The sequence below is a fragment of the Streptomyces sp. WAC07094 genome (assembly GCF_036320405.1).
Classification (GTDB): domain Bacteria; phylum Actinomycetota; class Actinomycetes; order Streptomycetales; family Streptomycetaceae; genus Streptomyces; species Streptomyces lannensis.
The window spans coordinates 2,282,075-2,307,978 of record NZ_JAVMJZ010000001.1 but is presented as its reverse complement, the minus strand read 5'-3'; the positions used below and the strand labels follow the sequence as shown (position 1 = coordinate 2,307,978).

Genomic DNA, 25,904 nt, shown 5'->3' with positions numbered 1-25,904 from the left:
CACCTGATGGGGTGAAGAGCACGGGGAAGGAGAGCCGGGGAACTTCCCGATCTGTCCATCCTTGGGCATGAAGTCAAGCAATGACCGTCCCGGCGGAGGCGGGGGCGGTCCCGAGAGTCCGGTCGAGAGGCACGAAGGCCGTGACGCGGCCCCCGCGTCCATGGGGGCGGCCGGACACATCAGGCACGACGACCCCTGGTACGACGCGCTCGCCTCCGGTTGGGGCGAACTGGACGGGACAGGTGCTCCCGCCCCCGTGGTGCCGCCCGCGCGACGCGAGGAGGGCGCCTCCCGTGCGGGGGAGGTGTATCTGGGGGTGCAGCGCAGCGCGGCCTTCCAGGAGGTGCGCAGCCGGTACCGGAGATTCGTGGTCCCGGGTCTCGTCGCGTTCCTGGCCTGGTACCTGGGCTATGTGGTGACCGCGCAGACCGCGCCGGGGCTGATGGCACGGCCGGTGGCCGGCGCGGTGAACGTGGCGATGGTGGCGGGACTCGGGCAGTTCCTGACGACCTTCCTGCTCACCTGGGCGTACGCGTGGCACGCCCGGTTGCGCCGGGACCGGGCGGCTCTCGATCTGCGCTGGCAAACACAAGAGTTGACGCGGGGACTCAAGGGCGGCGAGCGGTGAGCGAGCACCATCAGGCACTGGCTCTGGTGCTGTTCAGTGTGTTCGTGGCGATCACGCTGGCGATCACCACCTGGGTGAGCCGCAACCGGCACGGTTCGGCGGAGGAGTTCTACGCGGGCGGGCGACTGTTCTCGCCGATGGAGAATGGTTTTGCCATTGCAGGCGACTACATGTCCGCCGCATCCTTCCTGGGTGTCACCGGACTGATCGCTCTCTTCGGCTACGACGGGCTGCTCTATGTCGTGGGTTTCCTCGTCGCCTGGCTCGTGGTGCTGTTCTTCGTCGCCGAACTTGTTCGCAACTGCGGACGGTTCACGCTGGCGGACGTCGTGGCGGCCCGGATGAGGGAGCGGCCGGTCCGGGTCGCGGTGGGGACGTCCTCGGTGACCGTGTCCGTGCTGTACCTCGTGGCGCAGATGGTGGGCGCGGGCAGTCTCGTGGCGCTGCTGTTCGGCGGGACGAGCCCCGCGGCGCGATCCTGGACCGTGATCGTCGTCGGCGCGCTGATGGTGATCTATGTGTCCCTGGGCGGGATGCGGGCCACGACCTGGATCCAGATCGTCAAGGCCGTGCTGCTGCTCGGGGGCACGGTGGCGCTGACCGTCCTCGTCCTGATGCGCTTCCACGGGGACCTCGACTCCTTGCTGCGGACCGCGGCGGAGCGCAGCGGGCACGGCGAGGCGTTTCTTGCGCCGGGGCTGAAGTACGGCGGGAACTGGACCGCCCGCATCGACTTCATCAGCCTGGGACTGGCGCTGGTACTGGGGACGGCCGGGCTGCCCCACATCCTCTCCCGCTTCTACACCGTGCCGACGGCGCGGGCCGCCCGTCGCTCCGTCGTCTGGTCGGTCGGGCTCATCGGCGGCTTCTACCTGATGACGATCGTGCTGGGCTTCGGCGCGGCGGCCGTGGTCGGACCCGACGCCGTGCGGGAGTCGAACACGGCCGGCAACACAGCGGTACCGCTGCTGGCCCTGAAACTGGGGGGCGGCGCGGAATCCGCAGGCGGGACGGTCCTGTTCGCGATGGTCGCCGCGATCGCCTTCGCCACGATCCTCGCGGTGGTCGCGGGCATCACCCTGGCCTCCTCGGCCGCCGTCGCGCACGATCTGTACGCATCGCTGAGACGCCGTCGGACCGGGGCGCGCAGCGAGGTGACCGTGGCGCGGGTCGCGGCCGCCGGAATCGGTGTGGTGGCGATCGCGCTCGGGTTGCTGGCCCGCGATCTCAATGTGGCCTTCCTGGTGGGGCTCGCCTTCGCCGTCTCCGCCTCCGCGAACCTTCCCGCGTTGATCTATTCGCTCTTCTGGCGCGGCTTCACGACACGCGGCGCCGTGTGGGCGGTCTACGGCGGCCTGGTGCCCGCCCTGGTACTCGTGCTGCTGTCGCCGGTCGTCTCGGGCAGTCCCGATTCGCTGTTCCCCGCGGTCGACTTCCAGTACTTCCCGCTGCAGAACCCCGGCATCGTCTCCATCCCGCTCGGCTTCGTCGCGGGCTGGCTCGGCACGGTCACCTCGGGGGAACAGCCGGACGAGGCCAAGCACGCGGAGACCGAGGTGCGGTCGCTGACGGGGGCGGGCGCGGTCTGACCCGCTGGTACCACGCTGTGGTGCGCGGGCCGCACGGCCCGCGCACCCTCTGCTACGGCGCCACCCACGCGTACCGGTGTTCGGGCCGCCCCGTGTCGCCGTACTTCAGGGAGAGCTGCAGTCGGCCCACCTGCTCGAGGCGGCGCAGATAGCGCTGGGCGGTGGAGCGGCTCAACCCCGTCCGCGCGGCCACCTCATGGGCCGAGAGCGGCCGGCCGGACCGGTGCAGTACATCGCATATGAGGTCCGTGGTCGGCTCCGAGTGGCCGCTGGGCAGCCCGGGTGAGGAGGACGCCGGCGTGGTGCGCAGGGCGCCGAAGATGCGGTCGACCTGTTCCTGGCCGGCCACCCCCCGGCCGCCGACGCGGTCGACCGTCCGGCGCAGGGCGGCATACGAGTCCAGGCGTGTGCGCAGGGCCGTGAAAGTGAACGGCTTCACCAGGTAGTGCAGTGCGCCCAGACGCATCGCTGCCTGCACCGTGGCCACGTCGCCGGCGGCCGTGATCATGATGACGTCGGTGCCATGGCCTTGCTCCCGCATGCGGTGGACCAGTTCGAGCCCCGTTTGATCGGGCAGGTAGTGGTCGAGCAGAACCAGGTCGATCGTGGCGCGCTCCACCGCGGCCAGCGCCTGGGCGGCACTGTGCGCGCGGGAGGCGACCCGGAAGCCGGGAACCTTCCCCACGTACTTGGCGTTGATCTCGGCGACACGGAAGTCGTCGTCCACGATCAGGACGTTTATCATCGGGCCTCTCTCCCTCAAGGCCAGGCGAGCGTTAAGCCCGTGTTTCGGCTCCGCAGTTGTAGCGCGAGCAAAATGAGCACAACAGACTCTTGCAAGCAGAAGTAGGTCTTGCGCCCAGAAGACTGCTGCCGCGGTGTCCACGACATCTACGGTCCCGGCCATGAGCGCAGACACCAGCCCCGCCATCGAGCTACGGGGCGCGAGCAAGACCTTCCGGACCCCGTCAGGGGGTCTGCACACGGCCGTCAGGGGGCTTGATCTGACCGTCGGCCGCGGTGAGTTCGTCGCCGTCGTCGGACCCACCGGTTGCGGCAAGTCGACGACCCTGACGCTGGTCAGCGGGCTGGAGGAGCCCACCGAGGGCGAGGTGCTGGTGGCCGGCGCGCCGGTGGCGGGAGTCGGGGACAAGGTCGGCTTCGTCTTCCAGCAGGACGCCACGTTTCCCTGGCGCACGGTTCTGTCCAACGTCATGGCGGGCCCCCGCTTTCGTGGTGTGCCCAAGGCGGAGGCGAAGCAGAAGGCGCGCGAGTGGCTGGCACGGGTCGGGCTCGCGGCCTTCGAGGACCGCTACCCGCATCAGCTCTCCGGTGGCCAGCGCAAGCGTGTCGCCCTCGCCGCCACTTTTGTCAACGACCCCGAGATCCTGCTGATGGACGAGCCGTTCTCGGCGCTCGACGTGCAGACCAGGGCGCTGATGTCGGACGAGCTGCTGGAGCTGTGGGAGGGCACGGGCGCCTCGGTCGTCTTCGTCACCCACGACCTGGAGGAGTCGATCGCGCTGGCCGACAAGGTCGTCGTGATGACCGCCGGACCCGCGACCGTGAAGCACATCTTCGACATCGACCTGCCGCGGCCGCGCAAGGTGGAATCGGTGCGACTGGAACCGCGGTTCATCGAGATCTACCGCGAGATCTGGGAGTCCCTCGGCGAAGAGGTCCGCATCACGCGCGAAAGGGGTGCCGCCCATGTCGCCTGAGGTCATCTCCGCGTCGGCTCCCGTGGACGCCTCCAAGCAGCCCGGCCGTGCCGAGTCCCGGGCGCGTGCCGCCCGCAGGCGCAAGGCCGTCGTCCTGGTCGCGCGTGTGCTGCTGCTGGTGGCCGTGCTCGGCCTCTGGGAGGCGCTGTCCCGGGCCAAGGTCATCGATCCGTTCAACTTCTCGATGCCTTCGAAGGTATGGGACCAGATCTACACCTGGATCACCCACGGCACCGCGCTCGGCTCGCTCGGCGAGCAGATCTGGGTCACGCTCCAGGAGGCGCTGCTCGGCTGGGTCATCGGTGTGGCGGCCGGCGTGGTGTTCGGTATCGCGCTGGGGAGGATCGCCTTCCTCGCCGATGTCCTTGGTCCATACATCAAGGTGCTCAACTCCATACCCAGGATCGTCCTTGCCCCGATCTTCGTGATCTGGTTCGGACTCGGCCCGTCCTCCAAGATCGCCTCGGCTGTCGTCCTGGTCTTCTTCCCGGTCTTCTTCAACGCCTTCCAGGGCGCCCGCGAGGTCGACCGCAACCTGGTCTCCAACGCCCGCATCCTGGGCGCCAGCGACCGGCGGGTGACGCTTCAGGTCGTCATTCCGTCGGCCACCTCATGGATCTTCACCAGTCTCCATGTCAGCTTCGGCTTCGCGCTGATCGGCGCCATCGTCGGCGAGTACATCGGCGCCACCAAGGGTGTCGGCCTGCTCGTCGCACAGTCCCAGGGCACCTTCAACGCGGCCGGTGTGTATGCCGCGATGGTCATCCTCGCCGTCGTCGCGCTGGTGGCCGAAGGGCTGCTCACCTTCGCCGAGCGCCGCATCTTCCGCTGGAAGGCGACGGATTCCGGGCACTGACCGGCCCCTCGGGCCCTCGTCGGGCGCGGCCGCCGGCCCCCACACGCACCACCTCTTCCCGCACCGCCATCTCACAAGGACGTGAACCGTCATGCGCAAGTCCGCCAGAATCGCCTGCCTAGCCGCGGCCGGTCTGCTCGCCGCCACCTCGCTCACCGCCTGCGCCAATGACGCGGCGTCCACCGCCGCGTCCGGATCCGGCGGCAAGGGCGACGGCAAGGGCGAGAAGGTCAAGATCATGGTCGGTGGCCTGGACAAGGTCATCTACATGCCCGCGATGCTCACCCAGCGGCTCGGCTACTTCGACGCCGAGGGCCTCGACGTGGAACTGCTGAGCGAGCCCGCCGGTGTGCAGGCCGAGACCGCACTGGTCTCCGGGCAGGTCCAGGGTGCCGTCGGCTTCTACGACCACACCCTCGATCTGCAGACCAAGGGCAAGCACGTCGAGTCCGTGGTGCAGTTCTCGCACGCACCCGGTGAGGTCGAGATCGTTTCCGCCAAGGCCTCGAAGGACATCACGTCGCTCAAGGACTTCAAGGGCAAGAAGCTCGGAGTCACCGGCCTCGGCTCCTCGACGGACTTCCTCACCAAGTACCTCGCGGTCAAGAACGGGGTCCAGACGAGCGAGTTCAGCCCGGTCGCCGTCGGCGCAGGACCCACGTTCGTCTCCGCCCTCCAGAAGGGCTCCATCGACGCCGGAATGACCACCGATCCGACCGTCGCCACCGTGCTCCAGAAGAAGCTCGGCACGGTGCTCGTCGACATGCGGACCCCACAGGGGTCGCAGGAGGCGCTGGGCGGCCCGTACCCGTCGTCCAGTCTCTACATGCAGACGGAGTGGGTCGACGGCCACAAGGCCACCGTCCAGAAGCTGGTCAACGCCTTCGTCAAGACCTTGAAGTGGATGTCCACGCACTCCGCCGACGAGATCGCCGCAAAGATGCCGGCCGACTACTCGCAGGGCGACAAGACGCTCTACGCGAACGCCATCAAGAGCACGCTCCCGATGTTCACCAAGGACGGCGTGATGCCGGAGAACGGACCCGAGACGGTCGAGAAGGTCCTCAAGGCGTTCAACCCCAATATCAAGAACGCCACCATCGATCTCGACAAGACGTACACCACGGAGTTCGTGGAGAAGGCAGCGGGCTGAGCCGACCGGCACCGTCTCAGGCGTGGGCCGCCCAGACGTAGCGATGCTCCGGGCGGCCCGCGTCGCCGTATTTGAGGGTCAACGTGGCCCTTCCCGTGCGCTCCAGCAGTTTCAGATAGCGCTGGGCGGTCTGCCGGCTCAGTCCGGTCCGCTCGGCGATCTCCTGGGCGGACAGCGGTCCTTTGGCGTTCACCAGGGCACGCCCCACGAGATCCGCGGTGGTGGGGGAGTGCCCCTTGGGCAGTCCCGGTTCCGTGGCCGCAGACATGGCGCCGAAGATCCGGTCGACCTCCGCCTGTTCCGCCCGACCGCCGCCGTCGAGCGTGCGGCGCAGTTCGGCGTACGCCTCCAGCCTGGTGCGCAGCCCCACGAAGGCGAACGGCTTGACCAGGTACTGGAGTGCGCCCTGTCGCATCGCCGCCTGCACCGTGCGGACGTCCCGCGCCGCCGTCACCATGATCACGTCCGTCTCGTGACCGCGCCGCCGCATCTCCCGGACGACATCGAGCCCCGTGGCGTCGGGGAGGTAGTGGTCCAGCAACATCAGGTCGGGGCGCGGCGCAGTCCCCAACAGGTGCAGGGCGCTCGCCGCGTTGTGCGCCTGGCCCGTCACCCGAAAGCCGGGGACCTTGTCGACGTAGGCGGCGTTGACGCGGGCGACCCGGGCGTCGTCGTCCACGACCAGTACCTCGATGGGCCGGGTCATCGCGTCTCCTCTCCGGGGAAGTGAACGGGCGTCTGCGGGAGCAGGTTCTCTTCTGCCGGTGCTTCCTGGGCGCGGACGCGGTGCCGGGGGTCCTCGGAGGGCGGCTCCGGTGTCCGGCCGGGCGCTTCGAGGGCGTCGGGCAGCACGACGGTGAACTCCGCACCCCCGCCGTGGGCTTCGCCCACCCGAGCGCTGCCTCCATGACGTTCGGCGAGACGGCGCACCAGGGAGAGGCCGATACCGCGTTTGCCGTGGGACGGCGGCTGCTTGGTGGACCATCCGTCAGTGAAGATCAACTCCCGGCGTTCGGCAGGGATTCCGGGTCCCGTGTCCCGGACCCGGAGGACCGCCGTGCGCTCCTCCGCGCGCAGTTCGACCTCCACGCGCGCGTGCCGGGTGCCGGCCACGGCGTCAAGCGCGTTGTCGACCAGGTTGCCGACGATCGTGACCAGCCCTCTCGGATCGATCAGCCGGTCGGGCAGCAGCGTCCGGTCCGCGATCCACAGTGCCACGCCGCGCTCCGCGGCGACCGTGGCCTTGCCCACCAGCAAGGCGGCGAGCAGCGGATCGTGGATCTTCTCGGTGACCTGTTCCGCGGTGGTCCTGTGGTCGCCCACCACCTCGTCGACGAACTCCACCGCGTCGTCGTACATCTCCAGTTCGAGCAGTCCCAGGAGCGTGTGCATCCGATTGGCGTGCTCGTGGTCCTGCGCACGCAGGGCGTCGATCAGACCACGGGTGGAGTCCAGCTCCCGGCCCAGCTGTTCGAGCTCGGTGCGGTCGCGCAGGGTGGCGACGGCACCCCCGTCGTCGGTGGGCATGCGGTTGGCGACGAGGACACGCTGACCGCGCACGGTGAGCAGATCGGTGCCGGCGACACGACCGGCGAGGACGTCCGTCGTACGGCCCTCGCCGAGCGCCTCGTCGAGGGACTGCCCGACGACCTCGTCACCGATGCCCAGCAGGCGTTGCGCCTCGTCGTTCACGAGCCGTACCCGGCCCGTCCGGTCCAGGGCGACCACGCCCTCCCTGATGCCGTGCAGCATCGCCTCGCGCTCCGCGAGCAGCGCCGAGATGTCGGAGAAGGCGAGGTCTCGGGTCTGCCGCTGGACCCTGCGCGCGATCAGATACGCGGCGAGGGCACCGATGGCGAGGGCCGCACCCGCGTAGGCGAACAGTCCGGGGATCGCGTGCAGCAGCCTGGCCCGCACGCTGTTGTACTCGATGCCCACGGAGACCGCGCCGATGATCCTGCCCCGTGCGTCGCGCAGCGGCACCTTGCCGCGGGCCGAGCGCCCCAGGGTGCCGCTGTCGATCTGCATGACCTCCTCGCCGGCCAGGGCCTGTCGCGGGTCGGTGGACACGACCCGGCCGATCTGCGTGATGTCCGGGTGCGACCAGCGCACCCCCCTCATGTTCATCACCACGACGTACTCGGCCTTGCTCGCCTTGCGGATGTGTTCCGCCTCCGCCTGCACAGGTCCTTGCGGGGACGGCAGCGTCGACTGCAGGTCACGGGCGATCTGCGGCTGGACCGCGGTGGTCTGCGCGATCGCCAGCGCCTGGTGCATCGCCTGGTCGTCGAGCAACCGGCCGAGCGGGGCCAGGAACAGTCCGGTGGCGAGCACGGCGACGCCCGCGGCGATCGCCACCTGCGTCAGCAGGAGCTGCGAGAACATACGCCGCGGCAGACCGAGGCGCAGTCGTCGTGCAGGGGGAGAGGGGGTCATGCGTAGACGGTACGGGTGCGCGGGCGCGTTGCCTCCGCAGATGTGGCACGGATCTCCCGAGGGGCGTGCGCGAGGGCTGTGAGGGCCGACCGTTGCCGTGGAGGGCGGGAGTTCAGCAGTGCGCGGGGCCGCCGACCACCGTGGTGAGCAACTCGCGTACCGACACGACGTCCATCCGGGCCGGTGAGCCGAGCGGGCTGCCGCAGCTGTCGGGGCGTGGGGGCAGGGACGCCCCCTGCGCGACCAGGACGCGCCACAGCCGGCCGTCGGTGTGGGCGACGGTGACCTCCCAGCGGGGCGCGGTCCCGTCCGTGCGGACGACGGTCAGCGCGTCCGCCGCGTACTCGTGGGCCGCAGTGCGGACGGCGAGTTCCGCCGCCTGTGCGGGTCGTTCCCAGGCGGAGCTGCCACGGCATCCCTCCACCACGACCCGTCCGTCACGCACTCCTTGGAGGATCTCCTTGACGTGCGGGGCCTGGGCACGTCCGTACGCGTATCCGAACGGAAGCACGAGCAGCGTGGGTGAGAAGCGATGGCCACCCAGATGAGTGACCTCCCAGACCCCCTCGACTCCGGAGCTGGTCAGCTCGGTCGCCAATGGGCGGCCGAGGAGGGCGCAGCAACGGTCCCGCTTGCCGTTGGTGCAGACGAACGCGAGCGGATCGCCTGTATGGGGTTCGGCCCGGAAGACCGAGTCGAAGGTGCCGGAGTCCCCGCGGCCGAGCGCGGTGAAGTCCAGGTCGAGCAGCCGCTCCGGCTCGGAGGTCGTGGCGGTGCGCAGCCACACGTGGCCCGGAAGGGTGTGGGCGGCATAGATCTGCCGTGCGGCGGGTGTGCCGCAGTCGGCGTGCCGGCCGGGGCGGCGGATGAGCGCGATCCGCACACCTGTGCCCTCCGCGGCCGCCTCGAGGGCGCGGCCGAGCTCGGGATCCAGGTGGCTCGATGTGAGCGCTTTCGGACCCCAGGGGCCGGGCTGTTCCAGGAGCAGCCATGTCCTCGCGGTCGCCGCGGTCCCTGCGAGAGGCTCGTCGAGGTCCCGTGATGCGGTCGTGCACGTACTCACAGAGGTGAGCCTAACCTGACTTCGGCGGCGATGACTTCCAGCCCCGCGAACAGGGGCGCATTCGGGGCGCATCGGGGGTGCGCCGTAGGCACGCGAAGCGCACAGGGGAGCGGGCCGGATGCGGCCGCGCACCGGCTCACCCGGTGCGCGGTTGCGGTCGTGGGCGCGCTCCGTTCACCGGGGGAGCGGCTGTGGCGGTCGCGCCCCCGCATAGCGACCGCTCGGGCGCATGCGCAGCGGACGTTCTTCGTACTCCTCCAGGGTGTGGGCGATCCAGCCCGCCGCGCGGGCCACGGCGAAGACCGTCTCCGCCGCCGTGGTCTTCATGCCGGAGGCGACCGTGAGGACGGCCAGGGCCAGGTCGACATTGGCGTGCAGCGGAGCGTGGCGGGCCGTAGTGGAGACGATGTCCCGCGCGGCCGCCAGGGCCGGTGCCGCGGCAGGCAGCTCCTCCAGGACGGAGAACAGCGCACGCGCGCGGGGGTCCTCGCCCGGATACAGCCGATGCCCGAGCCCGGGGATCGTGCGCCCCGCACGGAGTTCGTCGGCGACCACGGGGGCCGCGGTGCCCCGGTCCAGGACGTCGAGGAGCATCCGGTGCGCCAGGCCGCCGGCCGCACCGTGCAGGGGGCCCTCCAGGACACCGAGGCCCGCGGAGACGGCGGCGTACGCGTGAGCGCGGGCGGACGCGGCGACGCGGACCGCGAGGGTGGAGGCGGCCAGGTCGTGGTCGACGAGAAGTCCGAGTGCGGTGTCCAGCGCGCGTACTGACGTCTCGTCGGGGTCGCGTCCGGTGAGCCGCCCCCACAGGCGCCGCGCCAGCGGGCCCTCGTCGCGGTGGTCGGGCCGCAGTGGCGGGAGGGCGGCGACCAGTGTGGGGATGAGGGTGCGGGCGGCGCCGAGGACGGCCTGCGGCGACAGATCGAAGCGCAGCGGGTCCGCGGTGGCCGCGGCGATCGCCGCCACCCTCAGCCGGTCGGTGGGGCCGGTGTGCTCGGGCAGCGCGGCCACCGCTCGGCGTGCGACGGTGACGGCGGACTCCGGGGCGGTGAAGGTGATTCCGGGCCGCAGCCGTCCGGTCCACAGCCACTCGGCGATCTCCTCGTAGGAGTGCCGGTCGGCCAGCTCGGTGGCGTCGACGCCCCGGTAGAAGTACCGGTCCTTCTCGATGAGGGTGATGGACGTGCGGACCGAGAGTTCACCGGCGGCGGGTGAACCTCCGGCCGGCTCACGCCTGTTGCGCCGCGCGAGGGCCGCCACCTCCTCGGCGTCGAAGGTGCTGCCCCGGCCGCCGGGCTCCCGCCTGCTGCTGAGCTGGCCACGGCTCACATAGGCGTACACGGTCTCCGGTTTCACCCCGAGGAGTTCGGCCGCCTCCCTGGTGGTGATCCGAGTTCCGTCGTGCCCGCGAGTCGTGCCCTGATCCCTCATGGCCGTCACCGTACCCATGGATCGCACATTGATTCAATCAATATTGACAGATGTTGAGTCAAGCATGGACAGTCGAGTCAATTCCAAGGAGGACACATGTCGATCAGCAGGGCCGCATCCACCCCCGTGGAGGTGCCGCGCGGGCTCGCGGGTGTCGTGGTCACCGACACCGAACTGGGTGACGTCCGTGGGCTCGAGGGCTTCTACCACTACCGGGAGTACTCGGCCGTCGAACTCGCGCTGACCCGCGGCTTCGAGGACGTCTGGCACCTGATGGTCCACGGCGCGCTGCCGGACCCGGCGCAGCGGTCCGCGTTCGCAGCCAGGACCGCCGCCCTGCGCCGCCTTCCCGACGACGTCCGGGCCGCGCTTCCCGCGGTGGCGACCGCGAGCGGCCGGTCCGGCCCGCTGTCGGGTCTGCGTACGGCGCTCTCCCTGCTCGGCGCCTCGAAGGGGTTCCGGCCGGTGTACGACATCGATGCGGACCGGCGCCGCGAGGACACTCTGGCGGCGGCGGCAGTCGTGCCCACGCTGTTGACGGCGCTGTACCGGCTGGGCCAGGGGCTGCGGCCGGTCGAACCGCGGGAGGACCTGCCGTACGCGGCCAACTACCTCTATATGCTCACCGGTTCGGAGCCCGACGAGGCGCATGCGCGCGCGATCGAGCAGTACTTGATCTCAACCATTGACCATGGATTCAATGCGTCAACATTCACGGCGAGGGTGATCACCTCGACGGGTGCGGATGTCGCGGCGGCCCTGGTCGGGGCAGTCGGCGCGCTGTCCGGACCGCTGCACGGTGGAGCGCCGAGCCGGGCCCTGGACACCCTCGATGCGATCGGCACGCCGGACCGCGTCGACGCCTGGATCCGTGCGCGCGTCCTTGCCAGCGAGCGCATCATGGGCTTCGGCCACCCGGTCTACCGCACGGAGGACCCGCGCTCGAGGATGCTGCGGGGTATCGCGCAGCGGTTCGGCGGCGGGCTGGTGGACCTCGCGGTCGAGGTCGAGCGCCGCGTGGAGGCGATCCTGGCCGAACTGAAGCCCGGCCGCGAACTGCACACGAACGTGGAGTTCTACGCCGGGGTCGTCATGGAACTCTGCGGTGTCCCGCGCGAGATGTTCACACCGACCTTCGCGACGGCCCGAGTGGTCGGCTGGAGCGCCAACATCCTGGAACAGGCGCAGGACCCGAAAATCATCCGCCCAGCGGCCCGGTACGTGGGCCCGGTGCCACCGGTCGCCGTGCCGACGGTGGCGTGACGTCCGGGGGGATGGCCGAGGAGGGTCTCATCCCGAGCCGGGCGGGGGAGAACTGCGGTCGATGTCTACCAGGGCTCTTGGAGAGCCGGGGCCGCGTGTTGTGCGCGAGGCCCGGAGCCGATCTGGCGCCGGGCCCGACGACGCGTGCCGCCGAGCGAGGACCGGGTGTTGTGCTGCTCGGCCGGGTGCGGCCCCTCGGCGCGCAGATGGCGTGCGGTGGGGCGATGCGGGTGTGGAGCTGAAGGGTGGAGGCTCAGGCGTCCGGGATCTCGGCCTTGGCGCGGACCAAGGTCTCCCGGCTGATGATCACGATGCGTTCGTAGTCGGCCCGTGCGGCGTCGGCAGGCAGCTCGCCATCGAGCCTGGCGGTGGCTTCGGTCCCGATGACGGCGAAGTTGCCGTCACTCAGTTCGAAGATGTCGGGGCAGGTCTCGCCTGTCACGCTGCCGCGTTCACGGGGAGATGCACCGATCCGGCGCACAATCTTCAAAGGTGATCCCGGTCCTCAGAGCAGTAGGTGGTAACGGTGTGGTCAGGTTAGCCTTTTGATGCTCCCGATGCGTTAACACCCCACTAGCCCAACTGGACTCATTCGGGCCTGCGTTGACTCCGAATGGGTTACTCCTCGGGCGGTTCGCCCACGACCCACCACTCATCCGTGTCGGCGTCCTCGAGATCCTGCACGATGCCGTCCATCATCCGGCCCACACGAGCCTCGGTCGAAGCGTGGTCGAGGCTGTCGCGGTGGTGTCGCGTGGCTTCCCAGTAATCCCGGATCATGGGGTTCTGGCAGAGCACTCGAAGGTGTCCGTGCAGTTCCTGCCAGTTGACATAGCCTGCGAGGTAGCTCTTCAGGGCGTGCGCGTACAGCGCGTTCGCGAAGAGGTACTGCCGCCGCAGTCCGGGCTGTTCCGTGGCCGGTCGGCTGCGCAGATCGACGGTGCTCATGACGGCCGCGAGCTCGGGATCGTCGATGGCCTTGCTCAGCAGATGGAAGTGCATACGTTGCTGCTCGACCTGCAATTGCAGCTCGACGGACCTGCGCTGCTGTCGGCTGAGGAACGCGAGAGCCGCCGCCCCGAACGCGAGTCCTGCCGCGGTGGCGGCGGCAGGCCCCCATGTCCCGTGCCTCTGTGTGGTCATGTCAACCCCCGAATCAGGCGACCGTCCGCCGGTCGTCGGATGCGGGTCTGCTGGAGGGGACCGGCGAGCGATGGGCGGCGCGCTTGCCGTCTCCCAGGGTGCCGAGCGGCTCTGATCGGCGGGGAGGCGGAGAGGAGGCGCACGGAGGGAAGTGCGGGTCGCGTTTCCCGGCGCCATGCCAAACGTGTGCCCCGCGAGCGCCGCTAACAATCGTTCACTTCGCAGGGTTTCCCCTCGCTCGTATCCTGATTCGGCATTCAGTCCGCGTACGAGTGCGGCCCCCCTTCCGGTGCGAGCCGGTCCATGAGCCGTCCTCGTGCACCGCCGGTACGCGATCCGGCGCACCTGTCGGTGGAAGAAGGGGCGTACGTTGAGCCGGTCGTCGAGTCCGCAGCAGATCCCCGTCGTCGTCCTCGCCGGATTCCTGGGTTCGGGCAAGACCACGCTGCTCAACCATCTCCTCCACCACAGCGGAGGCAGCCGCATCGGCGCCGTCGTCAACGACTTCGGGGACATCGAGATCGATGCCATGGCCGTCGCGGGAGCGCTCGGCGACTCCACCGTCTCGCTCGGCAACGGATGCCTCTGCTGCGCCGTGGACGCCGGCGAACTCGACACCTACCTCGAGCGTCTGGCCCGGCCGTCCGCCGGCATCGACGTCATCGTCATCGAGGCGAGCGGCCTCGCCGAACCGCAGGAGCTGGTCCGCATGGTGCTGGCCGTCGAGCATCCGCGGGTGGTCTACGGCGGACTCGTGGAGGTCGTCGACGCGGTGGAGTTCGCCGCCACCCGCCAGAAGCACCCCGAGCTGGACCGTCATCTCGCCCTCGCCGATCTTGTCGTCGTCAACAAGACGGATCGCGCCGAGGACAGCGACCAGGTCCTGGGGACCGTGCGGTCCCTCGCCGACCGCGCCGCCGTCGTCCCTGCCGCGTACGGGCGCATCGACCCGGAGCTCCTCTTCGACTGCCGGCCGGCCGAGGAGCGGATCGGGCAGCTGTCGTTCGACGACCTCCCCCGGCACGACCACGAGCACGGTGCGGAGAGCTCCCACCACGCCCATCTGCACGCCGGATACGACAGCCTCTCCTTCCGCTCCGACGTGCCCATGCATTCGCGGCGGCTGCTGGAGTTCCTCGACAGCAGGCCGGAGGGCCTCTACCGGATCAAGGGATACGTCGACTTCGGCGCCGCCGACCCGCGCAACCGGTACGCGGTGCATGCCGTGGGGCGGTTCCTGCGATTCCGCCCGGAGGCGTGGGAGGCCGGTGCCGAGCGGCTCACCCAGCTCGTGCTCATCGGTTCCGGCATCAACACCACGGCTCTGCGCAAGGAGCTTCAGGGCTGCACGGACGACGCCCCACACACCGACGAGCACGGCATGTGGGGCGTCCTGCGCTATGTGCGGGACGAGGAGACCGAGGCTCCTGCGAGCCCCGGTGACCTCGAGGACTGAATCACATCGGTCCCGCCACCGCCGCGATCGTCTTCGCCAGGGACACACCCGAGCCGTCGCGTCGCGGGTCGAGCTCGGGCAGCTCGGCCGGTGTGCCGTTCTTCTGCGCGGCCCGGGCGGGCGTCGGGCCGGCCCAGGCGAAGGACAGGCAGTCCTCGCCCTTCAGGAACCGCTGGCAGCGCACACCGCCCGTGGCGCGGCCCTTGCGCGGGTACTGATCGAACGCCGTCATCTTGGCGGTGGTCTGGACCGAGTCGTCCAGCGTGCCGCGCGAACCGGCGACCGTGAAGACGACCGCTTCCGCGGCCGGGTCCACGGCCGTGAAAGAGATCACCTTGGCGCCGTCCGTCAGCTTGATGCCCGCCATACCGCCGGCCGGCCGGCCCTGGGCGCGTACCTGGGAGGCGGGGAAACGCAGCAACTGCGCGTCGTCCGTGATGAAGACCAGGTCCTCCTCGCCCGTGCGCAGTTCGACCGCGCCGACGATGCGATCGCCCTCCCTGAGCGTGATGACCTCCAACTCCTCCTTGTTGGACGGGTAGTCGGGGACCACACGCTTGACGACTCCCTGTGCCGTGCCGATGGCGAGGCCCTGGGAGGACTCGTCCAGCGTCGTCAGGCAGACCACCGTCTCGTTCGCCTCCAGGGAGACGAACTCCGAGACGGGAGCGCCGCCGGACAGGCTCGGCCGCGCCGCCGTCTCCGGCAGCTGCGGAAGGTCGATCACATTCAGCCGCAGCAGCCGCCCGCCGGACGTCACCGCGCCCACCTCGCCGCGGGCCGTCGCCGGGACGGCGGAGACGATCACGTCGTGCTTCGCGCGCCTGTCCTCGGTGTCCTCCGCGAACGGGTCGCCGTCCGCCGTGCGGGCCAGCAGGCCCGTCGAGGACATCAGCACCCGGCACGGGGCGTCCTCGACCTGGAGCGGGACCGTCGGCGCAGGGGTGCCGGAGGACTCCAGCAGCACCGTGCGCCGCTCGGTGCCGAACTTCTTGGCCACGGTGGCCAGTTCGGCGGAGACCAGCTTGCGCAGCTCGGCGTCCGAGTCCAGGATCCGCGTCAGCTCAGCGATCTCGGCGTTGAGCCGGTCCTTCTCCGCCTCCAGCTCGATGCGGTCGTACTTGGTGAGGCGGCGCAGCGGGGTGTCGAGGATGTACTGCGTCTGGACCTCGCTCAGCGAGAAGCGCCGCATCAGGCGCTCCTTGGCCTGCGCCGAGTTGTCGCTGGACCGGATCAGGCGGATGACCTCGTCGATGTCCACCAGCGCCGTGAGCAGACCCTCGACGAGGTGGAGCCGGTCGCGCCGCTTGCTGCGGCGGAACTCCGAGCGCCGGCGGACGACGTCGAAGCGGTGGTCGAGGTAGACCTCGAGCAGCTCCTTGAGGCCCAGGGTGAGCGGCTGACCGTCGACCAGTGCGACGTTGTTGATGCCGAAGGACTCCTCCATCGGCGTCAGCTTGTAGAGCTGCTCCAGGACCGCCTCAGGCACGAAGCCGTTCTTGATCTCGATCACCAGGCGCAGGCCGTGCTCACGGTCGGTGAGGTCCTTGACGTCGGCGATGCCCTGGAGCTTCTTCGAGCCGACCAGGTCCTTGATCTTGGCGATCACCTTCTCCGGGCCGACCGTGAAGGGCAGCTCGGTGACGACCAGGCCCTTGCGGCGGGCGGTCACGGTCTCCACCGACACCGTGGCGCGGATCTTGAAAGTGCCCCGGCCCGTCTCGTAGGCGTCCCGGACGCCGGCGAGGCCGACGATCCGGCCGCCGGTGGGCAGATCGGGCCCGGGGACGTGCCTCATCAGGGTGTCGAGATCCGCGTTCGGGTGGCGGATCAGGTGGCGGGCGGCCGCGATGACCTCGCCGAGGTTGTGCGGCGGCATGTTCGTGGCCATACCGACGGCGATGCCCGACGCGCCGTTCACCAGGAGGTTCGGGAAGGCGGCCGGCAGGGCCTCGGGCTCCCGCTCCTGGCCGTCGTAGTTGGGGACGAAGTCGACCGTGTCCTCGTCGATCGACTCGGTCATCAGGCCTGTCGCCTCGGCCATGCGGCATTCGGTGTACCGCATGGCGGCCGGCGGGTCGTCGTTCCCGAGCGAGCCGAAGTTGCCGTGGCCGTCGACCAGGGGCACGCGCATCGAGAAGGGCTGGGCCATGCGCACCAGGGCGTCGTAGATCGACGCGTCACCGTGCGGGTGCAGCTTACCCATGACCTCGCCGACGACACGGGCGCACTTCACATAGCCGCGGTCGGGGCGAACGCCCATCTCGTTCATCTGGTAGACGATCCGGCGGTGCACCGGCTTGAGGCCGTCGCGCGCGTCCGGCAGGGCCCGGGAGTAGATCACCGAGTACGCGTACTCCAGGAAGGAGCCCTGCATTTCGTCCACGACGTCGATGTCGAGGATCTTCTCCTCGTACGCGTCGTCGGGCGGCGGGGTCTTCGTGCTGCGGCGGGCCATTGCTGCCGGCTCCTTCACAGTCTGTGCTGGGCATGGACGTGTCTGACGCCGACCATTGTGGACTGCCGCGGTGACAACGCCGACCAGTACCCGTCCTCAAGGCCTTTCGGCGCGGGCGAAGGCGGTCCCGGCGACGCCGTCGCGGGGGTTCGCTCGGTGCGCGTGCCGAGCGCGTCAACCGGGCGTTCCGTCGTCCACCTCCCGTAATCACGGTCTCGCTCTGGGCGTACGCCGCCCGGGAACTTGTCCACTTGCGCGCGCGCTTGCATACAGTGACAGCACCGGCAGGAAACCGCGGTTTTCCGCGACGGCTTCCGCGAGCGAAGGGACGTACATGCCCATGGGTCACACGGCCACAGCCGAGGCAGGCTCCGGGGGCCTGACAGCGACCGAGCACCGCCTGGCCAACGGGCTGCGCGTGGTGCTCTCCGAGGACCATCTGACCCCGGTCGCGGCGGTGTGCCTCTGGTACGACGTCGGCTCGCGCCACGAGGTCGCGGGCCGGACCGGTCTCGCCCACCTCTTCGAGCACCTGATGTTCCAGGGCTCCGCCCAGGTCAAGGGGAACGGCCACTTCGAGCTGGTGCAGGGCGCCGGCGGGTCGCTGAACGGCACCACCAGCTTCGAGCGCACGAACTACTTCGAGACCATGCCGGCCCATCAGCTGGAGCTCGCCCTCTGGCTCGAGGCCGACCGCATGGGCTCGCTGCTCGCCGCGCTCGACGACGAGTCCATGGAGAACCAGCGGGACGTCGTGAAGAACGAGCGCCGCCAGCGCTACGACAACGTCCCCTACGGCACCGCCTTCGAGCGGCTGACGGCGCTCGCCTATCCGGAGGGCCACCCGTACCACCACACGCCGATCGGGTCGATGGCGGACCTGGACGCGGCCACGCTGGAGGACGCGCGCGCCTTCTTCCGCACGTACTACGCGCCCAACAACGCGGTCCTGTCCGTCGTCGGCGACATCGACCCCGAGCGGACGCTCGCCTGGATCGAGAAGTACTTCGGGTCCATCGCGTCCCACGACGGCAAGCCCGAGCCGCGCGACGGGTCGCTGCCCGAGGTCATGGGCCGGGAGCTGCGCGAGGTGATCGAGGAGGAGGTTCCGGCACGCGCCCTGATGGCCGCCTACCGGCTGCCGGAGGACGGCACGCGGACGTGCGACGCGGCGGACCTGGCGCTCACCGTCCTCGGCGGCGGGGAGTCCTCCCGCCTCTACAACCGGCTGGTGCGCCGCGACCGTACCGCCGTCGCGGCCGGGTTCGGCCTGCTGCGGCTGGCCGGGGCGCCGTCCCTGGGCTGGCTGGACGTGAAGACCTCGGGCGACGTCGAGGTGCCGGTCATCGAGGCCGCGATCGACGAGGAGCTCGCCCGGTTCGCCGAGGAGGGACCCACGGCGGAGGAAATGGAGCGCGCCCAGGCCCAGTTGGAGCGCGAGTGGCTGGACCGGCTCGGCACGGTCGCGGGCCGCGCCGACGAACTTTGCCGGTACGCCGTCCTGTTCGGTGACCCGCAGCTGGCCCTGACCGCCGTCCGGCGCGTGCTCGAGATCACGCCCGAGGAGGTGCAGGAGGTCGCCAAGGCCCGGCTGCGCCCCGACAACCGCGCCGTGCTCGTGTACGAGCCGGCCGAGGCCCCGGAGACCGCCGAGACCACCGACGAGAACGAGGAGTCGGCGAAGTGACCGAGCTTGCGACCATGCAGTTCCACCCGCAGCCCCAGGCCGGCGAGGCCAAGCCCTGGGCGTTCCCGGCGCCCGAGCGTGCGACGCTCGACAACGGCCTGACCGTGCTGCGCTGCCACCGCCCCGGCCAGCAGGTGGTCGCCGTCGAGGTACTCCTCGACGCGCCGCTGGACGCCGAGCCCGCCGGTCTCGACGGCGTCGCCACGATCATGGCGCGCGCCTTCTCCGAGGGCACCGACAAGCACTCCGCCGAGGAGTTCGCCGCCGAGCTGGAGCGCTGCGGCGCCACCCTCGACGCGCACGCCGACCACCCCGGCGTCCGGCTCTCCCTCGAGGTGCCGGTCTCCCGCCTGGCCAAGGCGCTCGGGCTGCTGGCCGACGCGCTCAGGGCGCCGGCGTTCGCGGACAGCGAGGTGGAGCGCCTGGTGCGCAACCGCCTCGACGAGATCCCGCACGAGATGGCCAACCCGGCCCGCCGCGCCGCCAAGGAGCTCTCCAAGGAGCTGTTCCCGTCGTCCTCGCGCATGTCGCGTCCGCGCCAGGGCACCGAGGCGACGGTCGAGGACATCGACTCCGCCGCGGTCCGCGCCTTCTACGAGCGCCATGTGCGCCCGGCGACGGCCACCGCCGTCGTGGTCGGCGATCTGACCGGCATCGACCTCGACGAGCTCCTCGGCGAGACGCTCGGCGCCTGGACGGGCTCGCCGGCCGCACCCCGCCCCGTCCCCCCGGTGACGGCCGACGACACCGGCCGCGTGATCATCGTGGACCGTCCCGGAGCCGTTCAGACGCAGCTGCTGATCGGCCGCATCGGTGCCGACCGCCACGATCGTGTGTGGCCCGCTCAGGTGCTCGGCACGTACTGCCTGGGCGGCACCCTCACCTCCCGCCTGGACCGGGTCCTGCGCGAGGAGAAGGGCTACACCTACGGAGTGCGCGCGTTCGGCCAGGTGCTGCGGTCCGCGCCGGACGGCACGGGTGCGGCGATGCTCGCCATCAGCGGCTCCGTCGACACTCCGAACACGGGACCGGCGCTGGACGACCTCTGGAAGGTGCTCCGCACGCTCGCGGCCGAGGGTCTGACCGACGCGGAGCGCGATGTCGCGGTGCAGAACCTCGTGGGAGTGGCACCGCTCAAGTTCGAGACCGCGGCCGCGGTCGCGAGCTCGCTCGCCGACCAGGTGGAGCAGCACCTTCCGGACGACTACCAGGCGACGCTGTATCAGGCGCTTGCCGCGACGGGCACGGTGGAGGCCACGGCAGCCGTCGTGAACGCGTTCCCGGTGAACCGGCTGGTGACCGTGCTGGTGGGCGACGCCGCGCAGATCGAGGAACCCGTCAAGGCGCTCGGAATCGGCGAAGTGAGCGTGGTGGCGGCCGAGTAGGCGGACGCCCCGCGCCCGCAGGAGCAAAATCCGTGCGCGCGGGAAGCCGTTGAAGTCGCCTCGCACGTCGGGCGCGGCTTCGGTGCGGGCCCCGGTGATTTCGGTCACCGGGGCCCCGCCTCTTGGGCTTTGTCCGTATTGCCACAGAGACGGCCGCTCTGCCCTGTGGGATGCGCTACAAACCCTCTGATCGGTTTGCCGATCGAAACAGGGCCCTCTTAGCGTCATCCGGGCTGTCCGTCAGGCACTGCGCCGCATCCGCGGCACCGGACAGCCATCGCCGAGTCCCCGTACGGCGCGAGCCAGGGGAGCCGGGGACCCACCCTCCTGTGCCGCCTTCGTGGCCGGAGGGGCCCGCTGCCGCCGTCCTTGTGGCCGGAGCGGGCCCGATCCCTGGGGTGAATCGGGCGCGCAGCCCGTAGGAGACCTTCCTGCTCCGAACCCGTCAGCTAACCCGGTAGGCGAGAGGGAAGGAAAGGACCAGCCACACACATGGCGTTCACCTGCGCCACCGGGAAGCACCGCCGTCCGAGCCGCGTGAAGCGCACGACCACGAACGCCGTGGGCGTCGCCGCGCTCACCACCACCGGCGTCATCGGTGCCCTGGCAGCTCCGGCGTTCGCCGCCGGCACCCCTGTCGAGCAGACCGGACTGATCCGGGCCGTCAGCATGGGCGACGAGGTCGCCGCGAAGATCGACGCCCAGGCCGCCGCGCAGAAGCAGGCGGCCGAGCTGAAGAAGGCCGAGGAGGCCGCCCGCAAGCGTGCCGCGGAGAAGGCGGCACAGGAGCGCGCGGCCAAGGTACGCGCCGCCCGTGAGGCCGAGCGCCGGCGCCTGAACGCCTTCGTGGCGCCGGTCTTCCACTCCTACGTCTCCACCGGGTACAGGACAGGCGGCTCCCTGTGGTCCTCCGGTTCGCACACCGGCATCGACTTCCACGCCGCCGGCGGCACGCCCGTGCACGCGGTCGGCTCCGGCACGGTCGTCGAGACGGGCTGGGGCGGTGCGTACGGCAACCAGATCGTCATCAGGATGAACGACGGCACCTACACGCAGTACGGCCATCTGTCGTCCATCGGGGTCTCCGCGGGCCAGCGGGTCACTCCCGGCCAGCAGATAGCCCTCTCCGGGGCCACCGGCAACGTCACCGGGCCGCACCTCCACTTCGAGGCCCGTACGTCCCCGGAGTACGGCTCGGACATGGACCCCGTCGCGTATCTGCGCGCTCACGGTGTGAACGTCTGACGATCCGCCTTCGGGGTCCGGCGATCCGCTTCCTGGAGGCGCACATGAAACGAGGACGGCCCCGGCTCCCGAGCCGGGGCCGTCCTCGTTTCGAACGACTGTCTGTCCAAAAAATATCCATGGATTCCGGCCCGCCGTCGGAAATTGCGAAGCGCTGCAATAGAGTCGGGTGAACACACGTCAGTCGACGACGTTTCGCGGTGATTAAGGCGGAGGTCGGACATGCGTATTCCGGCGCACTCGGTATGCACGGCGATCCGTGACGACATCGTCTCCGGTGTCCACGAGCGCGGCAGCCGGCTCACCGAGGAGCTTCTCGCGCGCCGGTACGGAGTCTCCCGCGTCCCCGTGCGGGAGGCGCTGCGGACGCTGGAGGCCGAGGGCTTCGTCGTCACCCGCAGGCACGCGGGCGCGTGTGTGGCGGAGCCCACCGAGCAGGAGGGCGCGGATCTGCTGGACATGCGGATGCTGCTCGAGCCGCTCGGCGCCGCGAAGGCCGCCCAGCGCCGCTCGGAGGCCCATCTCAAGGTGCTGCGCGGTCTGGTCAGGCTGGGCCAGGAGCGGGCCAGGACGGGCGGCAGCGAGGACCTGCGCTCCCTGGGCGGCTGGTTCCACGAGACGCTCGCACAGGCCTGCGGGAGCCCCGCGCTGACGTCCACGCTCGCCCAGTTGCGGCACAAGATCGCCTGGATGTACACGGTCGAGGCGCCGCTGAGCCCCGTGGAGTCCTGGGCGGAGCACGGCGGCATCGTGGATGCGGTCGCCCGCGGGGACGGCGAGCGGGCGCGGGCCGTCATGGCGGTGCACACCGAGCGTGCGACCGCGGCGCGCCGGCTTCGCCTTCCCGGGTCCGTGAGCGGTGTGAGGACCTCGCAACATGCCGTAAACATGTCGGGGCTACGGCATTAACACGGGCACCGTATACAAAGAGGGATATCGGGCCGAGATTTGTTTTCCGCTGCGCTTGTTCTCGCATGCGCGGGAAAACCGGTGCGTGCGATTTTCCGTGCCGTGCGGGGTTTTTCCATGGGCTCCGGAATTCCCGCGCGAACGCGGAGCGGGTCGCTCTCGACGGCCGGAAATGCGCGGAGCCGCGTCCGCCCGCATGGCGGACGCGGCTCCGCCGCGTGGTGGTACCCGAAGGGTCAGACGGTCTCGGGAAGCTCCTCGAGACCCTCCGCCACCAGCTTGGCCAGGCGGTCGAGTGCGGCGTCGGCGCCTTCCGCGTCGGAGGCGAGCACGATCTCCTCGCCGCCCTGGGCGCCGAGGCCGAGGACGGCCAGCATGGACCTGGCGTTGACCGGGTCGCTGCCCGCCTTGGCGATGGTCACGGGGATCCCGGAGGCCGTGGCTGCCCGGACGAAGATGGAGGCGGGGCGGGCGTGGAGACCCTCGGCCCAGCCGACGTTGACGCGGCGCTCAGCCATGTGATGCTGCCCTTCAGGTGTTTCAGGTTGTCTAGACCAGTGTTCCACAGGTGAAGCGTGCCCAGGAAGGGGCGGCGGTCCGTCCCGCCGGCCCCGGCTCGGTTCCCTCGGCCTGCCTCGCGCCCCTGTCCGATGCGAGCCTTACTCTGGGGCGCATGCAGACCGCGTCGGATCGGCACGAGTACCCCGCCCACTGGGAGGCCGACGTGGTGCTGCGCGACGGCGGCACCGCACGCATCAGGCCCATCACAGTCGATGACGCCGAGCGCCTCGTGAGCTTCTACGAGCAGGTCTCGGACGAGTCGAAGTACTACCGCTTCTTCGCGCCGTACCCTCGTCTGTCCGCCAAGGACGTCCACCGCTTCACGCACCACGACTTCGTGGACCGGGTGGGACTCGCCGCGACGATCGGCGGCGAATTCATTGCAACTGTACGTTATGACCGCATTGGCGCCGGCGGGAGGCCCGCGTCCTCGCCCGCGGACGAGGCCGAGGTCGCCTTTCTGGTGCAGGACGCCCACCAGGGGCGTGGCGTCGCGTCGGCCCTCCTGGAGCACATCGCCGCGGTGGCCCGGGAGCGCGGGATCCGCAGGTTCGCCGCCGAGGTGCTGCCGGCCAACAACAAGATGATCAAGGTGTTCACGGACGCCGGGTACCAGCAGAAGCGCAGCTTCGAGGACGGCGTCGTACGCCTGGAATTCGATCTGGAGCCCACCGACCGGTCGCTCGCGGTGCAGCGTGCCCGGGAGCAGCGGGCCGAGGCCCGGTCCGTGCAGCGGCTGCTCGCGCCCGGCGCGGTCGCCGTGATCGGCACCGGCCGCACGCCCGGGGGAGTGGGCCGCGGCGTCCTGGACAACCTCCGGAGCGGCGGGTTCACCGGCCGCCTGTACGCGGTGAACAAGGCGCTGCCCGAGGACCGCAAGGAACTCGACGGGGTGCCGGCCCACCGCTCCGTACGGGACATCGCCGAGCCGGTCGACCTCGCCGTCGTCGCGGTCCCGGCCGAGCACGTGCCGGAGGTCGTCGCCGAGTGCGGCGAGCACGGGGTCCAGGGGCTCGTGGTCATCTCCGCCGGATACGCCGAGAGCGGCCCCGAGGGCCGCGAGCGGCAGCGGGAGCTGGTGCGGCAGGCGCGCTCGTACGGCATGCGGATCATCGGGCCGAACACCTTCGGGATCATCAACACCTCACCCGGGGTCAGGCTGAACGCCTCCCTCGCACCCGAGATGCCGCGTCCGGGGCGCATAGGCCTGTTCGCGCAGTCCGGCGCCATCGGGATCGCCCTGCTCTCACGGCTGCACCGGCGCGGAGGAGGCGTCACGGGGGTCACCGGCGTGTCGACCTTCGTCTCCTCCGGGAACCGAGCGGACGTGTCCGGCAACGACGTCCTCCAGTACTGGTACGAGGACCCCGACACCGATGTCGCCCTGATGTACCTGGAGACCATCGGCAACCCGCGCAAGTTCAACCGGCTGGCGCGGCGCACGGCGGCCGCCAAGCCACTGGTCGTGGTGCAGGGCGCGCGACACGGAGGCGCCCCCCAGGGGCACGCCGTACGGGCCACGCGTCTGCCGCACGCCACGGTGTCCGCGCTGCTGCGGCAGGCCGGCGTCATCCGGGTGGACACCATCACGGAACTGGTGGACGCGGGGCTGCTGCTGGCCAGGCAGCCGCTGCCCGCCGGACCGCGGGTGGCGATCGTCGGGAACTCCGAGTCGCTGGGAATGCTGACCTACGACGCGTGTCTGGCCGAGGGGCTGCGCCCGTTGCCGCTGCTCGACCTGACGACGGCCGCCTCGGCCGAGGACTTCCACCGTGCACTGGCCGCGGCACTGGCCGACGACGCGTGCGACGCCGTCGTGGTGACCGTGATCCCGGCGGTCGGCGAGTCCTCGCCCGGTGACGCCGCCCTGGCGCGGGCGCTGCGTTCCGCGGCGGCCGCCGCCCCTGCCAAGCCGGTGCTCGTGGTGCACGTGGAGCTGGGCGGGATAGCGGAGGCGCTGTCCGCGGCGACCAGCACGTCACCCCAGGCGCAGCGCGGCGACCTCCCGCGTCCGGCGGATCCGCCCCCCGCCGCGGCACCGGCTCCGGAGGAGGCCCGCCTCATCCCCGCCTTTCCAGCCGCCGAGCGTGCCGTCCGGGCTCTGGCCGAGGCGGTCAAGTACGCGCAGTGGCGGCGCGAGGCCACCGACCCCGGCAAGGTGCCCGAGTACGACGACGTGGACGAGAAGGGCGCCGCAGAGCTGATCCACGGGCTGCTCGCCCGTGGGGAGGGGCTGACGCTCGGCGCCGACGAGACCTGCGACCTGCTCACGCGGTACGGCGTCCATGTGCGCAGGGCGCTGCCCGCCGCGACGCCCGAGGCCGCCGTGGAGGCCGCCCGGGAGATCGGCTACCCCGTGGCCCTCAAGGCCACGGCCCCGCACCTGCGGCATCGCGCCGATCTGGGCGGTGTTCGTCTCGACCTCGCCGATGAGGAGCAACTGCGTCGGGCCTACACCGAGTTGACCGGACTGTTCGGCCGGCCGCAGGAGCTGCGGCCGGTGGTCCAGGGCATGGCGCCCCGTGGCGTCGACACCTTCGTACAGGCCGTCATCGATCCGGCGGCCGGTGCCGTGCTCTCCTTCGGGCTCGCCGGGGCCGCCTCGCAGCTCCTCGGCGACACCGCGCACCGGCTGATCCCGGTCACGGACCGCGACGCCGCCTCCCAGGTGCGCTCGATCCGGACGGCCCCGCTCCTGTTCGGCTGGCGCGGTTCCGCCCCCGTGGACACTCCCGCCCTCGAGGAGCTGATGCTGCGTGTGTCCAGGCTGGTCGACGACCACCCGGAGGTCGTCGCCGTCACCCTGGAACCGGTCGTGGTCGCCCCGCACGGTCTGAGCGTGCTCGGTGCGACCGTGCGGCTCGCACCGCCGCCCGCCCGCGACGATCTCGGCCCGAGGACGCTGCCGGTGTACTGAGCG

Annotated in this window: 21 protein-coding genes and 1 riboswitch; of the genes, 12 read left to right on the top strand and 9 right to left on the bottom strand. The window is 70.6% G+C overall.

All coding sequences use genetic code 11. From position 1 onward, the window contains the following. Positions 1-67: 67 nt before the first annotated feature. Both RCR19_RS10085 and RCR19_RS10080 read left to right on the top strand, forming a co-directional pair. Positions 68-628: a DUF485 domain-containing protein gene (locus RCR19_RS10085; protein ID WP_331264837.1), complete on the top strand. Its 561-nt coding sequence runs from the start codon at positions 68-70 to the stop codon at positions 626-628. Then, the gene (locus RCR19_RS10080; protein ID WP_331264836.1) at positions 625-2,217 is read left to right on the top strand and encodes a cation acetate symporter; all 1,593 of its coding nucleotides are present in this window, start codon (positions 625-627) and stop codon (positions 2,215-2,217) included. Before RCR19_RS10085 ends, RCR19_RS10080 begins: the two co-directional genes overlap by 4 nt. Before the next feature lie 52 nt (positions 2,218-2,269). Here RCR19_RS10080 and RCR19_RS10075 read toward each other — a convergent pair whose 3' ends face one another. Continuing rightward, entirely contained in the window at positions 2,270-2,962 is a 693-nt protein-coding gene (locus RCR19_RS10075; RefSeq protein ID WP_331264835.1) for a response regulator, read from the bottom strand. A 160-nt stretch (positions 2,963-3,122) separates the two neighbouring features. Here RCR19_RS10075 and RCR19_RS10070 point away from each other — a divergent pair, with 160 nt between their 5' ends. From RCR19_RS10070 to RCR19_RS10060, 3 genes are all read left to right on the top strand, one after another. Then, positions 3,123-3,938 (top strand): ABC transporter ATP-binding protein, encoded by an 816-nt coding sequence (locus RCR19_RS10070; protein WP_329508315.1) that lies wholly within the window; start codon positions 3,123-3,125, stop codon positions 3,936-3,938. Beyond that, positions 3,928-4,794, top strand: a complete 867-nt coding sequence (locus RCR19_RS10065) for an ABC transporter permease (RefSeq protein WP_331264834.1) — start codon at positions 3,928-3,930, stop codon at positions 4,792-4,794. Before RCR19_RS10070 ends, RCR19_RS10065 begins: the two co-directional genes overlap by 11 nt. A gap of 91 nt (positions 4,795-4,885) precedes the next feature. Then, positions 4,886-5,947, top strand: coding sequence for an ABC transporter substrate-binding protein (locus RCR19_RS10060; protein ID WP_331264833.1), 1,062 nt, complete (start codon positions 4,886-4,888; stop codon positions 5,945-5,947). 16 nt (positions 5,948-5,963) lie between these two features. On the opposite strand, the gene RCR19_RS10055 is transcribed toward RCR19_RS10060, so the two are convergent. The 4 genes from RCR19_RS10055 to RCR19_RS10040 form a co-directional block, all read right to left on the bottom strand. Next, positions 5,964-6,653: a response regulator gene (locus RCR19_RS10055; protein WP_331264832.1), complete on the bottom strand. Its 690-nt coding sequence runs from the start codon at positions 6,651-6,653 to the stop codon at positions 5,964-5,966. Continuing rightward, positions 6,650-8,383 carry a sensor histidine kinase gene (locus RCR19_RS10050; RefSeq protein WP_331264831.1) on the bottom strand — a complete coding sequence of 578 codons (1,734 nt, stop codon included), beginning with the start codon at positions 8,381-8,383 and terminating at the stop codon, positions 6,650-6,652. The genes RCR19_RS10055 and RCR19_RS10050 overlap by 4 nt, the downstream gene beginning before the upstream one ends. Before the next feature lie 112 nt (positions 8,384-8,495). Then, positions 8,496-9,446, bottom strand: coding sequence for a sucrase ferredoxin (locus RCR19_RS10045; RefSeq protein ID WP_331264830.1), 951 nt, complete (start codon positions 9,444-9,446; stop codon positions 8,496-8,498). Positions 9,447-9,620: 174 nt separating this feature from the next. Further along, positions 9,621-10,877, bottom strand: coding sequence for a citrate synthase (locus RCR19_RS10040; RefSeq protein ID WP_331264829.1), 1,257 nt, complete (start codon positions 10,875-10,877; stop codon positions 9,621-9,623). Positions 10,878-10,973: 96 nt separating this feature from the next. On the opposite strand from RCR19_RS10040, the gene RCR19_RS10035 reads away from it, so the two are divergent. Next, a complete protein-coding gene (locus tag RCR19_RS10035) occupies positions 10,974-12,140 on the top strand; it encodes a citrate synthase (RefSeq protein ID WP_331264828.1) in 1,167 nt (388 codons plus the stop codon). A 253-nt stretch (positions 12,141-12,393) separates the two neighbouring features. On the opposite strand, the gene RCR19_RS10030 is transcribed toward RCR19_RS10035, so the two are convergent. Beyond that, positions 12,394-12,630: a hypothetical protein gene (locus RCR19_RS10030; RefSeq protein WP_331264827.1), complete on the bottom strand. Its 237-nt coding sequence runs from the start codon at positions 12,628-12,630 to the stop codon at positions 12,394-12,396. Positions 12,631-12,758: 128 nt separating this feature from the next. Next, positions 12,759-13,283, bottom strand: coding sequence for a DUF6082 family protein (locus tag RCR19_RS10025; RefSeq protein WP_331264826.1), 525 nt, complete (start codon positions 13,281-13,283; stop codon positions 12,759-12,761). Between the two features lie 370 nt (positions 13,284-13,653). Here RCR19_RS10025 and RCR19_RS10020 point away from each other — a divergent pair, with 370 nt between their 5' ends. Further along, positions 13,654-14,739, top strand: coding sequence for a GTP-binding protein (locus RCR19_RS10020; protein WP_331264825.1), 1,086 nt, complete (start codon positions 13,654-13,656; stop codon positions 14,737-14,739). A 1-nt stretch (position 14,740) separates the two neighbouring features. Here RCR19_RS10020 and RCR19_RS10015 read toward each other — a convergent pair whose 3' ends face one another. After that, a complete protein-coding gene (locus tag RCR19_RS10015) occupies positions 14,741-17,197 on the bottom strand; it encodes a DNA topoisomerase IV subunit A (protein ID WP_331264824.1) in 2,457 nt (818 codons plus the stop codon). 334 nt (positions 17,198-17,531) lie between these two features. Here RCR19_RS10015 and RCR19_RS10010 point away from each other — a divergent pair, with 334 nt between their 5' ends. The 4 genes from RCR19_RS10010 to RCR19_RS09995 all read left to right on the top strand — a co-directional run bounded on the left by RCR19_RS10010 (position 17,532) and on the right by RCR19_RS09995 (position 22,423). Then, entirely contained in the window at positions 17,532-18,884 is a 1,353-nt protein-coding gene (locus RCR19_RS10010; protein ID WP_331264823.1) for a pitrilysin family protein, read from the top strand. After that, positions 18,881-20,269: a pitrilysin family protein gene (locus tag RCR19_RS10005; RefSeq protein ID WP_331264822.1), complete on the top strand. Its 1,389-nt coding sequence runs from the start codon at positions 18,881-18,883 to the stop codon at positions 20,267-20,269. Before RCR19_RS10010 ends, RCR19_RS10005 begins: the two co-directional genes overlap by 4 nt. A 268-nt stretch (positions 20,270-20,537) precedes the next feature. Further along, positions 20,538-20,748, top strand: a riboswitch (cyclic di-AMP (ydaO/yuaA leader). A gap of 13 nt (positions 20,749-20,761) precedes the next feature. Further along, complete coding sequence (locus RCR19_RS10000; protein ID WP_331264821.1) at positions 20,762-21,514, top strand: M23 family metallopeptidase; 753 nt, start codon at positions 20,762-20,764, stop codon at positions 21,512-21,514. Positions 21,515-21,736: 222 nt separating this feature from the next. Next, positions 21,737-22,423, top strand: a complete 687-nt coding sequence (locus RCR19_RS09995; RefSeq protein WP_331264820.1) for a GntR family transcriptional regulator — start codon at positions 21,737-21,739, stop codon at positions 22,421-22,423. 236 nt (positions 22,424-22,659) lie between these two features. On the opposite strand, the gene RCR19_RS09990 is transcribed toward RCR19_RS09995, so the two are convergent. After that, positions 22,660-22,941 carry an HPr family phosphocarrier protein gene (locus RCR19_RS09990; RefSeq protein ID WP_059132130.1) on the bottom strand — a complete coding sequence of 94 codons (282 nt, stop codon included), beginning with the start codon at positions 22,939-22,941 and terminating at the stop codon, positions 22,660-22,662. A gap of 155 nt (positions 22,942-23,096) precedes the next feature. Here RCR19_RS09990 and RCR19_RS09985 point away from each other — a divergent pair, with 155 nt between their 5' ends. Beyond that, entirely contained in the window at positions 23,097-25,901 is a 2,805-nt protein-coding gene (locus RCR19_RS09985) for a GNAT family N-acetyltransferase (RefSeq protein ID WP_331264819.1), read from the top strand. Positions 25,902-25,904: the final 3 nt, after the last annotated feature.